Raw genomic sequence first — 14,353 nt, forward strand, 5'->3', positions numbered from 1 at the left:
ATCGCCGCCTTCCCTTGTTTCAACAGCTTTCTTGCAACTGCTTCGTGACAAGGAGCAAGCGGACGTTTGTTTGTGTCTAACACAAAAACCATAGGGTTCTCCCCTTTCCTCTGCATAAAGCAGGTCATATTCTCCTCGACCATGTTATAGATGCTTGTTATGTGCAAGACACTAGCGCTACCCACCACGCTTGTTTAACCTTGCACGACAGAGGAACGGGCTGGAGAAGCACCCGAACGTGTCATGACATCTATAACGTAGGCTCTGTTTCAAGCCTTGGTCTGGTCAACATGGGGCTTACAAGCCCATGACTTTAGTCATTGGGTTGTTGACGTTGGACTAATTGTTCAAGTTGTTCGGTAGCGAGCGGCTTGCTGAAGTAGTAGCCTTGGGCGCGGTCGCATCCTTCTCGTTTTAAAATCGCAAGCTGTTCTTCCGTCTCCACTCCTTCAGCGACGACTTTCATCTGCAAACTATGCGCCACTTGAATAACCGCGCGCACAATCGACAAATCGTATGAATGTTTGACCATATCTTGTATAAATGAACGATCAATTTTAATGATATCAACCGGCAATTTTTTTAAATAGTTTAATGAAGAATAGCCTGTCCCGAAATCGTCGACAGCGAGCTGCAATCCTAAATTTTTTAACGACTGCAACTGCGCAAGGACGTAATCGATATGATACATCGCCATACTTTCAGTAATTTCTAACTTTAAACAAAATGGATCTAACTCATACGTTCGCAACACGTGCTCAATATGCTTGACGAAATCGGCCTGCAAAAATTGTTTAATGGAAACGTTGACACCAATTTGCACGTGCGGTAGCCCTTTTTCTTTCCATTTTTTGCTTTGTTCACATACGTTTCGTAACACCCAATCGCCGATCGGTTGAATTAAATTCGTTTCTTCCGCAATTGGGATAAATGTTGCTGGCGAAATCCAGCCGCGCTTCGGATGAAACCAGCGAAGCAGCGCTTCAACCGCCACAACATCGCCTGTTTGAATGTCGACGATCGGTTGGTAATGAAGCGTAAATTCGTTTTGTTTTAACGCTTTGCGAATGCTATGTTGCATGTACAATTTTTCTTCGTTCGTCTTTTTTAATTCGCTCGTATAAAAACAGTACGTATTTCCCCCGTTTTCCTTTGCGATTTCAAGCGCTAAATCGGCAAACGATAGAAGCGTCGTCCAATCGGTTGCATCATCTGGAAATACGCTTACTCCGATGCTCGGTGTGATCGTCAATTCTTGATCTGTTAGTTGAAATGGAGTCGAAAATATTTGGATGACGTCACGAATCATGTGGCGTATTTCGTTTCGGTCAATCGTATAAAAAGCGAGAAAAAATTGATCGCGTGCTTGTCGTGCGACGATGCCATTTTCATAGCGACGCAATCGCTCCGCCACTTGTTTTAACAATTCGTTTCCGTATTCATATCCGATCAAATCGTTAATAAATTTAAAGCGATCTAAATTGAGCGACAGTAACGAAAACGGCTCGCGTTTATTCATGCGCTCGCGAAGCAGATGGAGAAACGCCTCGTACGACAGCACTCCTGTTAATGTATCGGAATCGTCATGATCGTATAAAAAGCATCCTGTCCAAATGAGATGAGAACGAAACGCATAAACGTGCACGTATGCCGGACGATGGTCAACAATCGTTTTCCCGCGCCACGCATCGCTTATATGTAACGCCTTGATCGCTTCATGTGCGCAGTCTACAAACTGTTGCGCGATACGATAACGATTGGACAATCGTTTCATCAGCGTGTCGTTCATATATACGATTGTTCCATCTTCATCAGTAATAAAAAAAATGACATATTGATCAAACTGTTGCCCAACGGCCTCCCATTTCATCAATGGAGGGTGTTGGTACAGAAACTGCTGTTCGTTCATGTTGTAATCCTCGCTTTTTGTTTTCTTCCCTCCTTCTTTTATTAAACCATATGGCATGATAATTGAAAATAACTTTTCATCAAGAAACGGAATTTAGTCAATTGTTCCTGTACGTAAAATGGACACTTGCATATCGACATCTATTTTTGCGTTGTCATATAACTTGTACCATTGCTTATCCGTCAACTGCAATGCGCGCACCGAGTGGTCGTACATTTGCCCGAAGCCGATCGGATCGGTTTTGTATGCTTTTAGTTTATTTAATAGTTGTTCTATTTCTTTTTTCATTTGTTTTTCAATCGCCCGCTCAAGAATGTGGACATTCGTTACCATGATCGGCTTCATTTTTTCGGACATTTCTAAAATTTCCGCTTGCAACTTGACGGTGACGCGAAAATGCGGAACTGGCTCTTGGCTAATAAGTTTGATTTTTCGCTTTGTTTTTATTTCATTAATAACGATATTGACTTTTTTTGTCTTTTTATTTATTAATAACGGGGCGACATCGTCACGCGATACTGTAATATTTTTCAACCCCGATTTATATTGTGATGCTAATATTTTAATATAAAAACTTTCATCAAGCCGTACCGTCCCGACAAATTTGTCGCCGCGAAATAGCGCCATTTTTTCAACAATCGGTTTATCATTACGCACCGATAAATAAGGTAAAATCGGGTCTTTTCCGACATCGTAATAACAATGAATAAACTCATGTAACGTTGCAGCTAACAGCGATTCGGTGCGCAAGTTTTTTTCAATTAACCGATATAAATACGTCCCGATGTCTCGTGTATCTTCATGTTTTTTACTTTTCACGATTTCCTTTGCATTCGGCTCGCCAACCGCTAAATAAACGAGCGCACCGATATTCGCATCGCGTTGGAGCGTGTCGGTTAGCGTGAAAATGCCATCTTTCTCCGCGAGTTCTTTTCCGTATACGATGACGCGAATTTGCCCTGACCCTAAATCGTGGCTCGTTTGCGCTTCTAAATCTTGGCGAACCCCTTTACTCGTTTTATTCGTTGCCTCAATCACTTCTGACAAAGACGATCTGGTCGTTTGAAACGAAAGCATCACGGATGCCCCTTCGTACAACTTCCCTTTTTTGTCAAACCCAACGGCCGTAATGATTCCTTGCCTTTCTAATATGCGTGGCTGTACACATCCGCTTAATAATAACATACAAACGATGAGCCATTTCATTTCGCGCTCCCCTTTGCCCATTTTTTTATGCGCACAAATACGTACAGTATGAACGGATAAACAAAACTAAGCCAAAATCCGTAATAACCGACTTGGTCAGTAAATTCGTTAATCGTTGCCCGCTTTTCAAACATAATCGCAACAACGTACAATAAAAACGCAAAAATGAAAAGTAAATATTTTTGTTTCACACGAAAAAGCTCTTTTCCGCCGCGCGTCATCGCCCACATAAACATAAGTAAATTAGGTAAAATGACGAGCAGCCAAAGCGGAATGAGGATATATTCAAATCGCTCAACAAATGGGAGCTTGACGATTTTAAGCATCGATAACGATGCCCAAATGGTCACATCGAGTTGTTTCGGACTGAAAAAAGCAATCGCAATGACCGTCACAGTAGCTACAAGAAATGTCGTCAACATAACGCCTAGCTGGGCATAACGATGAACGCGCCCTTTTTCTTTCACAAACGGATAAATGACGTACAACACTTCAAATCCGAGCATCGTATACGCCGTTTTTAACACCCCTTTTGCCATTTGTGTCGGCGTCGCTTCAAAAACAGGCTGTAAATGAATCCATTCCGCATATTTAAGCGGCTGAACGACGAGAGTGACAATCCAAATGGTCATAAAAAACGTTAAAAAACTAACGCCCGCAACGAGCCGAAATCCCCCGCCATATAGGGCGTATACCGTTAAAACAATTAAAATGAGCGCCGCCCCCCAAAGCGGAAAATCAGGGTACATCCACGTGATTGCCATTTCAACGTAACCAAGCAAAATAGACGTATACGCCATTAAAAAGTAGGCGATAACGAGCGCATTGGCGATCCAACCGAATACGCGCCCATAAACGAACGTATGAAGCGAGAAGATGTTGTCATGTTCCGTTAATGTTAACGTTTTATATATGACGAAAACGGCGAGATGAATCCATAATCCGCTCAGCAAAACAGCAATCCATGCATCTTGGCGCGCCTCGACAAAAATGACGCGCTGCACGCCGACGATGCCAAGCCCGATTTGTGTTGTGTGGATGAGAAAAAACACGAGGTAAGCGTTAATCGACAGCCGTTCGTTTGGCGTTTTCATCATTCATCCAAATCCTTTCGTTTCATCGCTTCCCGCCACGAAAAGCGACGGGCGTTTTGTGGACGATTCGTCTTCGGACGCTCGCTATAAAATTTTTGGGGCAGGCGAATGAGCGCATATTTCATATCGGCGAAACGAAACGGATAAACAGGTGACAAGTACGGGCGCCCAAGCGATGTGAGTTTCAATAAATGAATGAGCAACATGCTGACGCCGATCAATATGCCGACAAGTCCCCAAAGCGCCGCTAATAAAATAATCGGAAAGCGTAAAATGCGAATCGTCGCCCCCATTTCATAACTCGGCGCCGTAAATGAGCCGAGCGCACTTAACGCAACAATAATAATGAGCACGTTGCTCGTAAATCCTGCATCGACTGCCGCTTGTCCAAGGACGATACCGCCGACGATACTCATCGTTTGACCGACTTTTGTCGGCAAGCGCGCTCCTGCTTCGCGCAACAGTTCAATCATAAACTCAAGAAGCAACGCTTCAATGACGGGAGGAAATGGGACGCGCGAGCGCGATTCGCCAATCGTCAAAAGCAAAGCGGAAGGAATGACTTCGTAATGATACGTAATGACAGCAACATAAAGCGGCGATAAGAAAATGGAAGAAAAAATGCCGAACATGCGAATCGCGCGCAATACAATGCTCATCGTCCAACGTAAATAAATATCTTCTGTCGATTCAAAAAAGCTAAAAAACGTCGTCGGACAAATAATGACGGTCGGACTTCGGTCAACGAAAATGCCGATGCGCCCTTTCATTAAACTGTACGCTAGTCGGTCAGGAAGCTCCGTTAATAAATATTGCGGAAAAATCGTATACGCATGATCCTCCAATAGTTGAGCTAATACGGAACTGTCGGTCACTTCGTCAATGTGAAGCTCAGACAGCCGTTGTTTCACCGTTTGAATGTTTTCTTCATCGGCAATATCTTCGATGTACACGACGCGCACTTCAAGCGGGTTGCGCATCCCGATCGTCATTTTTTCCGTCACTAATTTCGTATCGGTCACATTTTGGCGCAAAATGTGAATGTTTGTATCAATCGACTCCGTAAACGACATTTTCGGTCCGAGGACGAGCGATTCCGTTTCTGCCTTTTCAAGCGAACGTTCTACTTTTTCAGCGATGTTAACGGCAAGTCCGTGCGTTTCTCCTTCGATATATATACATGCCCAACCGTCGCGTATGTAAGACGCCATCTCTTTTTCTGTTTCACATACGTGCACCGCACCGATTGGCAAACAGCGAGCGAGCTGTTTTAACGATACGTCTTCTTGGTCATGAATAAATGCCAACACGTTTTGTTGCAATTGGTCATGATTAATTAAATTTCTTAAAAATAAGATGTCAACCGTTTTTCCTTTGCATTGGATGCGCCGACACATCAAGTCTGGCGAGTGGGCAAGCTGTTCGGCAACCTCATCAACTCGATTTTTTTTCGAAAACCACATCATCTTGCCCCCTTTTTCTTCCGCTTCGTTTTTTCCTAGTTTGCAATATATCGCAGTTTTTATGCAAAAAAAGAGGAAGCTTTATTTTGCTTCCTCTTGAGGGAGCGGAATAAAAATTTCTCCTTGCCGCTCTTTATTTAATAACAATTGTAAAATCGTTTTCGATAGTTGGCTCGGTTGATATGGCTTTACAAAATAACTATTCGCCCCGAGCGCCAATCCTTTCTCCCGCTCTTCTAATGCGGAAGAAATAATGATTGGGATGTGCGCAAGCTCGTCATTTTCTTTTAGTTGTTTTAACACATCCCATCCGAACGCGTTATGCTCCTCTAACATAATATCTAGCACGACCGCATCCGGCTTTTCTTTTTCAATGAGCGCAATCGCTTCTTTTCCTTCTTTCACGTGTTTGACGCGAAAACCGCTATCTTTTAATTCCGCTTCTAATAACGCCGCTAAATGTTCATCATCTTCGACAATAATGACGTGCGCATGCGCTTGTTTGTCATCGTTGTCGCGCTCATCTTCCTCACCAGGCGCCAAAGCGACGAGCGGAAGAGAGACGGTAAACGTGCTTCCTTTTTTCAGCTCTGATGTGACGCTCACTTCCCCTTCGTGCGCTTTCACAATTTCTTTCACGATCGCAAGCCCAAGTCCTGTTCCACCGATGCGGCGGCGGTCGGAGTTATCGACGCGATAAAATTTTGTAAATATGTTTGGCAACGCTTCTTCTGGAATGCCTAATCCTTCATCTTTTACGTCGATGCATAGGCGATTGTTTTGTTCATATATGCGCACAGTCACGTTGCCGCCATCTGGGGAATATTTGATGGCGTTGCTAATTAAATTCGTAAACACTTGCGCCAATTTATCGCGGTCGCCGAGCACGATCGTTTTGTCCGTCTCTTTTTGAATGTGAAACGTATGAACGGTCGTATTCACTTTTTGTGTATCAACGACATGTTCAATAATGGAGACGATATCTTCGTATTTTTTATCGTACGTTTGTTTTCCGGACTCCATCCGTTGCACATCTAAAAAGTCGTTAATAAGCGCGGTTAACCGTTTCGCTTCTTGGTAAATGGTCGTTAAATATTTTTTCTGACGTTCTGGTTTTAATTCTTTCGTTAACATCAATTCCGTAAAGCCGAGCACGCTTGAAAGAGGCGTGCGCAATTCGTGGCTGACGGTGCTGACAAATTCGGACTTCATTTGATCGACTTCAAACTGTTTCGTAATGTCGCGATGGACAAATACCGTCCCTTGTCGCTCCCCATGACGATATAACGGCTTTGCATATACTTGCATCACTTTCCGCTTTTGTGGCAAATGGTACACAAACGGCTCATGTTCTTCATCGCCGTTAAAAATAATAGCTCGCAAATAGTCACATAACTTTTCTCCTGCATCAGACTGTTCAACTAAGCCGCGCGCCCATTGTTCGTAGCTTGCTCCTTCCAGTTCAGCAATCGTTTCTTTTTGAAGCAAGTCGGCCATTTGTTTATTGACGATGACGCTATTGCCGTCACGGTCAACGAAGTGAATGCCTTCTTGCACCGTATTTAAAATATGTTGTACCGTCTCACGCGCTTGCTCCGTCTGTTCGTATAGCTCTATTTTTTGTAAAGAAATCGATATTTGTCTCGTTAAGCCGACATATTCTTGCACTTCTTCGTCCGAAAACGGCCCGCCAAAGCGGCTGAACACTAAAATAGCTTGCACATCGTCTGTATTCGAAAGAACAGGTAAAAAAATGTCGTGCACGTACATCGTCTCTTCATGATATCCTTTTTCCGACGCTGCAACTTCGCGTTTTAACACGAACGGCTTTTTTTGTTCAAACAATCGTTGATACAATCCGTTGTATACGTACGTTAAAAATTGTTCAACCCCGTATGGCGACAAACCGAACGATGCGTACGTTTTTTCATCGTTCATTAACACGATCATGCCGCGATCCGCTTCCATGATGCTCGCCATATGAAAAACGATGCTTTGTAATACGTCTTGCCGATCAAGCAAATTCGATAAGCTTTGAATAAAGTCGTTATACCGCTTTAATTCCCGTTCGCGCGCTTGCATCGCTTCAAGCGCTTGTTCGAGTTCTGTTTGTTGCAGCTCTAGCTCATCTTGTTGAGCAAGCAACTCTTCATTATGCGCCATTAACGTTTCCTCTTTATCTTGAATGCTCGCTAACATTTTCCGAAACGCTTGAGCGAGCTTTCCGATTTCATCTTCGCGAGCGGTATGGACGACGTCGTCGTTATGCACTCGTTCGTCTTTTGCGATTTTTTCTGCCATGCTAGCGAGAGCACGGAGCGGCGTCCCAATTTTTTTCGTCATAATGCGCGCGATCATAATGAGCAAAAATAACATGAAAAAGACGAATACGATAAACGCCGTTTGGGCCGTTTGCTGCTCGTTACTTAACTGTCGAAAAGTGCCATCTAATTGATCATTTAAGTTGTTTTTATACGTTTTCATTTGCAATTGAAATTGTTGAATTGACGCGGTGCCCCCGTTTTCTGATAAACTTAATACTTTTTGTATATTGCCGCTTTCAAACGCGTCAATCGCTTCCGGGACGAGACGCCCGAAATAATATTGTGCAAATTGGCGCGCTTTCACAATAAATTGCGTATCTTCTTTCGTCGTTGCTGCGCTTTCTAACAGATCGAGCGCAGTTTGGGCATTTTCTTGTTCACGAAAAAAGCTTAACTTAAACTCTTTTCGGTTGAAGGCTAAATAGCCGCGCACATCGGAAAACGCTTGGTTGAACGCTCGCTCGACTTCTTGCGCATATTTCATTTTCGTTTCGATTTCATTCTTTTTTTGTTCAAACGACGCCACTAACGAGGATTGATACATCGAAAGGGCAATCGCCCCGACGATAAAGACGACTAAAAATGACGCAACAAGTAAAACAAACTGTCTCGCTAAACTTTGCCGAAAATAGTTACGCATCTTCTCCATGTAAAATCGCCTCAATTCGTTCGACTAATTCAAGCGGGCTGTACGGCTTCGCCATAAAGTAGTCAGCGCCGGCCGCCAGCACGCGCTCTTTGTCCACTTGTTGACTTTTCGCCGATAACATCATAATCTTTACATGTTTTTTATCGGGCATATTGCGCACATGTTGAATGACTTCTAAGCCGGTATATATTGGCATCATATAATCAAGCAAAATTAAGTCGTAATCGTTTTGTTTAATCATTTCAATTGCTTCTTCCCCATCGCACGCTTCATCAATGTCATGCCCTTCATCTTCGAGCGTGTCGACGACAAGCATGCGCAACACTTCTTCATCTTCCGCTAATAAAATTTTCGCCATTATCGTTCCCCCACTTCTATTCGTTTATATGTCTCTTTCACAATGGTGTACGATCGCTTGAGCCGCTCATGATATGTCGGCTCCTCCCATGCGTCCCACGTGTACGTATAAAACTGTTTCGCATGTAACGTATGTCCTTCTTTTGTTGGATACGAAAATTCGTTTTCATATACGCCGATGCGAATACCGTCAATCGTTTTGCTGCTTGTTAGTCCACCTTGCCACATATCTCCCATCACTTCATGCATGCTCGGGTCTTTGACGTTTAACAGCGCCCACGGAATGCGAATTTCATATCCATCTTTTTGTTTGCTGACGCTCACGTCCGTTAATGAATTGTATGCTTCATCGTTCGGATTCGCTGTGCCAAACGTCATAACGCCTGTTTCGTAAAAGTCGAACGGATACGTTTTTCCATTAATTTGTAACTTTTTATTGAGCGTAAGGCGAATCGGATGATACATGCCGTTATTTTTTTTGTTCACATACGGGAGGCGATCAATCATTTGCAACATATGTCCATAATGATAATAAAACGAATCGTAATAACTATCAATCCATAATCGCCCTTCCTTTTCCCCACGTAAATGAAGGACGAAATCAATCCCTTCCGTTCGTACGTTCGGCACATCGAGAATAGTCGATTGTCCTTGATTGGGTATCGTATCAAACAATATATAGACGTCTTTGTCCCGCTTAACAGTTGTGTCGTAACGGATGTAAACGTACCGCTCATCGCTCGTCATATAGAGCGCGCGGCCGTGTTGTTTGAACGCAGGACGGATGCGGAGAAACTCCCAATCTTCCTTTCTTCCATCAGCTTTTATCATCGTCGTTTCATTTTCGGTCGGATCAAAGCTAAGCAAGCCGAATTGTTGTTCGTTCGTTTGCGCGTTTGACCAAAACGGCCGACGATCTGGATTGTCGTAGTCCATCGTGTTCCACGTTCGTTTAAACCATTCGTCTTGCCACGTAAAAATAAATCCGCCTCCCATTTGTTCATGGACGATATCTTCAAATAGTTTTTTGTTTATGAGCCCTTGTTGTTGTTCGGAATGAAATCCTTGATTCATGCCGTATACGTTGCGATGCGTCATGCCGCGCGATGAAGGGACGCCAAATTCGGCGACGACGATTGGCATACGATGCACTCGCTTCATATCGTGCAAATAACCGGCATAGTTGTTTTTCTCACCGCGATGGTCGATATAATTGACGTATTTCGGCTCATAGTTTAAAAAGTCTGGATAATACGGATAAATGTGATATGACGCAAACAAGCCGCTATGCATGGCATTTGTCGTATAGATGACGTTCGGATTGACCGATACGAAATCTTCTTTTTCTAACGGCTCGCTCGGATGCGTTAACAAATCGGTCGTCACCCAATTTGTAAAACTTACCGGACGTTGCCAGCCGTACGTTTTCGTTTCATAGGCAATCGCTTCATCCATCATGCGCGCAAGCCAAATTTCAAACGGCGAAGCACCTTTCGTGTACACATATTCCCCCTCGTAATCACGTAAACCGGCATGCTTCATATTCGTCGCATGAACGACGGTCGGTTCCCACTCGACCCCGAAAATCCAGCCGAGCACATATGGAGAAATGTCGTAGCGATATATGCCGCTCGCATGTCCCGGGCGAGGTGGGATCGTTGCCCGCCCGTGAACGATATCGATCGTTCGCTTTATTTCTGCGACAAACTCATCCGTATTTTCTTTTGCAAACGCGTCGTTTGTGCGTAAAAACGTTTCTTCGTTCACCCAGACGCCGTGGAATAAATAAAGCGGCCGTTCAGCCATTTCGTTATATTCATAAAACGCTTCATAAAACGCTGGCGGATGAATCGTATACACCCGAACGGCGTTAGCATGCATCGCTCCAATTTGTTTAAACCAACGGAAATATTCTTCTTTCGTAATCGCCGTTTCACCTGGGAAATGACCCGGCTTCGCAATGCCCATGTTGACTCCTTTTAATAACATATTTTCCCATTTTCCGTTTTTATAAATTTGAATATATTGCTCTCCGACCCGACCAGCGAGCTGAATGCCGTCGTCTGTTTTGGCGATCGCACGCTCGCTCCATTGCTTGTCATCGTTAGACGCTTGTTTTAAAATCGTTTTCATCATTGGAACATACGCTTTCCAATAAAACGATGCGGTGCTGTTTGGACCGTGGGGCGTCGTCCATTTCCGCCATATGTCGATGCCGACCGTTTGATATATGTTTGGTACATCTGGTTGGTCGGCGTAGTCGCCGCAAAAATAGTACGCATCGTACCGATTGTTACGATGATGAACGATCGCTGGAAACGTCGTCGGCAAGCCAATCGCTTGCAATTTTTCTTTTCCGCTTTTTGATAACGAAAGCGTATATGTCGCTAACACTTCTTCGTCGTGTAACGGTTTGACGATATCAAACCAATACGAATACGGAGTCGAACCGCTCACGCCGAGCTCTTTTTCCCCTTTTTTTGTCGGAGTAAAAAGCACCCCTTGTTTTCCGATTTCGTTTTTATTTAAAATGACAAGCCGGTCGTATTCATCGACGAGCACGTAGCCGGGTCCAGTAAACGCATATCGTTTATCGTATTGCTTTTCGTAGTTTTCTTTTACCCAAACAGGCACTTCGTCATCTTCTAACTTCGGAAAATAACGGCCGATCCAACCCGTCCATTCGACGTTTAATAAACTATAAAATTTGTTGCGAACAGACGGATCCGTCGGACTTGCAAACGAATTAAACTCGGCGATGAGCGTTTTGTTTCCGGCAAACATCGCCTCGTGCAATCGATTGACTTCTTGTTCCGTCAAGCCACCGTACACTTTTTTTGAGCGCTTCCCTTTCTTTTTTTTTGTCGTCAAATCATTTTCATATACGCCGTACGTATCGGCGACATAAATGACATCATACGATTGTAACCCTGTTGGCCATGGTCGCTCTTTTTTTGTCGTCGGCATAAACCCGACATAATCTTTTTTCACATCGTAGCGCGTTCCGTTTGGCTTCACGTACTTTTGTTGGTTTAATAACCAAACGAGTCCTCCATGTTCACGATACGTTTGATCGGGAACTGTTTTATTCACAATCAGCACATTCAATGTCGTTGTCGGCTTGATATTCCACAACCAATATGGCGAAGAAATGGCAAGAAAAATACATACGATATATACAATGAGCCATCGTTGTCGTTTCATCATTTTGACACACCTTTTCTTTTCATTTCTCCCCATCCTTTTCGTTTTAACAGCGCATCAACAATGCCTTCACAGCGCCATAGCACCGTAAGCGGACGATACCATAACGTCTCTGTTAATGAATAAAAAAAGAGGCGCACAATGTCTGAAACGTTTGGGAATTTACGAACCGTCCATTCTTCTAACAATACGGCAGCCATGGAAAGAATTGAACCGTACAAAACGGAGACGAGGAATAGTAAAATCGCAAATTCAATATACACATCACCTAAAATGAGTGCCACGATGACGAGAATATAGCCAATCAACTCGACGACAGGACCGAGAAATTCAATGATTAAAAAATAAGGCATCGAAATGAGCCCGATCGAGCCGTAGCGCGGGTTAAACCACATGCGGCGATGAAGCCAAAGGCTTTCAAGTAGCCCGCGATGCCAGCGGCGGCGCTGTTTGCGTAAATCTGTCATCGACTCTGGTGCTTCCGTCCAACAAACCGGATCAGGAACGTACACAATTTTTTTATTCGCGTTCGTTTCTTTCACTAGTCGATGAAGACGGACGACAAGCTCCATATCTTCCCCGACTGTATGTGCATATCCGCCGGCGCGAATGACCCATTGTTTCGAAAACACGCCAAATGCGCCGGAAACGATAAGCAGTAAATTGTGGCGGCTTAGTCCGATGCGCCCCATTAAAAACGCGCGCAAATATTCAATGACTTGCATGACGACGAGCGGCTGACGGGATAGCCCGATGCGCACGACTTCTCCTTTTTCAATGTCGCAGCCGTTGGCGATGCGCACACTTCCGCCTGATGCGATCACTTCTTCATCTGAGTCGATAATCGGCTTCATCACTTTTAAAAAGGCGCGCCGCTCAATGACAGAATCGCCATCAATGGAGCAAACGTATGGATAAGATGAAAAATTAATGCCCGCGTTTAACGCATCCGCCTTCCCACCATTTTCTTTATCGATGACGAATAAATGGGAAAACTTTCGCGAGCGATATACTGCTCGGACACGTGCCGTTGGCAGCTGTTGGCGAATGACGCGCTTCATTTCAACAAGGTCAAAATCTCGTTTCAATCGCTCAAGTGTATCGTCTGTTGATCCGTCGTTAATGACGACAATTTCATACTCTGGATATTCGATGCTTAAAAGGGAGCGCACCGTCGCAAAAATGCCAGCTTCTTCGTTGTAAGCGGGCACTAAAATTGAAACGGGTTTCGTATAACTGACATCGAGCATTTCTTCGTACGGTTCCCATTCGTCTAGTTCGTACATGCGCCGCAATTGGATGAGCGAGACAACGAGTAAAAACGTATAAAACAAAATGACTGCGATCATAAAGTAAAAGACAAACAGCGCCGCCAGTTCAATCATATTGTCGACCTCTTTCTAACCATTCAAGCGCCATGTCGCGCGCATAGCGGTCGTCTGATGTTTGCGCAATGTGTTCGAGTATGTCCAGTCCGTTCGGCATGCGCAACAAAGCTTCCGCTGCTTGCGACCGAACGGAAAATACAGCATCTTTCATTAACAAGACAATATGATCGACCATTTCTTGCCGACGCGTACGTGCGCACAGTCGTAATGCCATTAAACGCTCTTGCCAAACGGGAGATTGGAAATGAATGTGTAGTTGTTCAACGTCGAGTGGATATTCCATTTGTGCTAACGCTTTTAATGCACGAACGCGATATTCACTTTGTTCATGTCGGAGCAGTGTAAGTAAAAATGGGATGTAAGGAAACTTTTTCATAATGCCAATCATGTCAACGATCGCGTACTGTATTTTTTCATGCCAATCGAAAAAATGATCGACCATTTTCGCAAACGTATCGTCGTCCATGCGCGATAAAATGAGACGATAATCAAATTGCGTAAATGACTCGTCAATAGGCGTGTTGATTAACCAATAAAAACCAGTTTAGATGACTCTATTCCTAGCTTTTCTGCCGGAGTCGGCAAGCGATTCGCTTGCCGACTGGGCATGCGTATAGCATGCCCTCCTCGAACAATGAACCAATGAACGCTTTGCGGGCAAATTCATTTGCCCGCTGGCGTTCTTGTTCGAGGGATGTGGCAGAAAAGCTTGTGTTCGCCATACGATTCTGTATTTTTAAGTAAAATAATGGATAATCA

10 protein-coding genes are annotated in these 14,353 nt (G+C 44.0%); all 10 read right to left on the reverse strand.

The genetic code is table 11. The features are described 5' to 3' along the window. The coding region (locus tag BM213_RS15225) for an RRXRR domain-containing protein (RefSeq protein WP_341864916.1) at positions 1-143 on the reverse strand (143 nt) is incomplete at its 3' end. Positions 144-313: 170 nt separating this feature from the next. Beyond that, positions 314-1,909 (reverse strand): putative bifunctional diguanylate cyclase/phosphodiesterase, encoded by a 1,596-nt coding sequence (locus tag BM213_RS09270; RefSeq protein ID WP_091703348.1) that lies wholly within the window; start codon positions 1,907-1,909, stop codon positions 314-316. A gap of 93 nt (positions 1,910-2,002) precedes the next feature. After that, on the reverse strand, positions 2,003-3,115 hold the full coding sequence (locus BM213_RS09275; RefSeq protein ID WP_208601897.1) for a Ger(x)C family spore germination protein: 1,113 nt from the start codon (positions 3,113-3,115) through the stop codon (positions 2,003-2,005). Then, entirely contained in the window at positions 3,112-4,212 is a 1,101-nt protein-coding gene (locus BM213_RS09280) for a GerAB/ArcD/ProY family transporter (protein ID WP_091703353.1), read from the reverse strand. The genes BM213_RS09275 and BM213_RS09280 overlap by 4 nt, the downstream gene beginning before the upstream one ends. Next, positions 4,209-5,672, reverse strand: coding sequence for a spore germination protein (locus BM213_RS09285; protein WP_091703356.1), 1,464 nt, complete (start codon positions 5,670-5,672; stop codon positions 4,209-4,211). The genes BM213_RS09280 and BM213_RS09285 overlap by 4 nt, the downstream gene beginning before the upstream one ends. Before the next feature lie 81 nt (positions 5,673-5,753). Next, on the reverse strand, positions 5,754-8,645 hold the full coding sequence (locus BM213_RS09290) for an ATP-binding protein (protein ID WP_091703359.1): 2,892 nt from the start codon (positions 8,643-8,645) through the stop codon (positions 5,754-5,756). After that, on the reverse strand, positions 8,629-9,003 hold the full coding sequence (locus BM213_RS09295) for a response regulator transcription factor (protein ID WP_091703361.1): 375 nt from the start codon (positions 9,001-9,003) through the stop codon (positions 8,629-8,631). Before BM213_RS09295 ends, BM213_RS09290 begins: the two co-directional genes overlap by 17 nt. Then, a complete protein-coding gene (locus tag BM213_RS09300; protein WP_091703364.1) occupies positions 9,003-12,209 on the reverse strand; it encodes a hypothetical protein in 3,207 nt (1,068 codons plus the stop codon). Before BM213_RS09300 ends, BM213_RS09295 begins: the two co-directional genes overlap by 1 nt. Next, positions 12,206-13,591 (reverse strand): glycosyltransferase family 2 protein, encoded by a 1,386-nt coding sequence (locus BM213_RS09305; RefSeq protein ID WP_091703367.1) that lies wholly within the window; start codon positions 13,589-13,591, stop codon positions 12,206-12,208. The genes BM213_RS09300 and BM213_RS09305 overlap by 4 nt, the downstream gene beginning before the upstream one ends. Beyond that, complete coding sequence (locus tag BM213_RS09310) at positions 13,584-14,060, reverse strand: HEAT repeat domain-containing protein (protein ID WP_244149238.1); 477 nt, start codon at positions 14,058-14,060, stop codon at positions 13,584-13,586. The genes BM213_RS09305 and BM213_RS09310 overlap by 8 nt, the downstream gene beginning before the upstream one ends. Positions 14,061-14,353 lie beyond the last annotated feature (293 nt).

The organism is Anoxybacillus pushchinoensis (assembly GCF_900111795.1).
GTDB classification, from domain to species: Bacteria; Bacillota; Bacilli; order Bacillales; family Anoxybacillaceae; genus Anoxybacillus; species Anoxybacillus pushchinoensis.

Excerpts from the sequence above, each read along its gene's own strand:
- BM213_RS09270 (WP_091703348.1), bottom strand. The coding sequence starts at position 1,909 with ATGAACGAACAGCAGTTTCTGTACCAACACCCTCCATTGATGAAATGG.
- BM213_RS09275 (WP_208601897.1), bottom strand. The coding sequence starts at position 3,115 with ATGAAATGGCTCATCGTTTGTATGTTATTATTAAGCGGATGTGTACAG.
- BM213_RS09280 (WP_091703353.1), bottom strand. The coding sequence starts at position 4,212 with ATGATGAAAACGCCAAACGAACGGCTGTCGATTAACGCTTACCTCGTG.
- BM213_RS09285 (WP_091703356.1), bottom strand. The coding sequence starts at position 5,672 with ATGTGGTTTTCGAAAAAAAATCGAGTTGATGAGGTTGCCGAACAGCTT.
- BM213_RS09290 (WP_091703359.1), bottom strand. The coding sequence starts at position 8,645 with ATGGAGAAGATGCGTAACTATTTTCGGCAAAGTTTAGCGAGACAGTTT.
- BM213_RS09295 (WP_091703361.1), bottom strand. The coding sequence starts at position 9,003 with ATGGCGAAAATTTTATTAGCGGAAGATGAAGAAGTGTTGCGCATGCTT.
- BM213_RS09300 (WP_091703364.1), bottom strand. The coding sequence starts at position 12,209 with ATGATGAAACGACAACGATGGCTCATTGTATATATCGTATGTATTTTT.
- BM213_RS09305 (WP_091703367.1), bottom strand. The coding sequence starts at position 13,591 with ATGATTGAACTGGCGGCGCTGTTTGTCTTTTACTTTATGATCGCAGTC.
- BM213_RS09310 (WP_244149238.1), bottom strand. The coding sequence starts at position 14,060 with ATGGACGACGATACGTTTGCGAAAATGGTCGATCATTTTTTCGATTGG.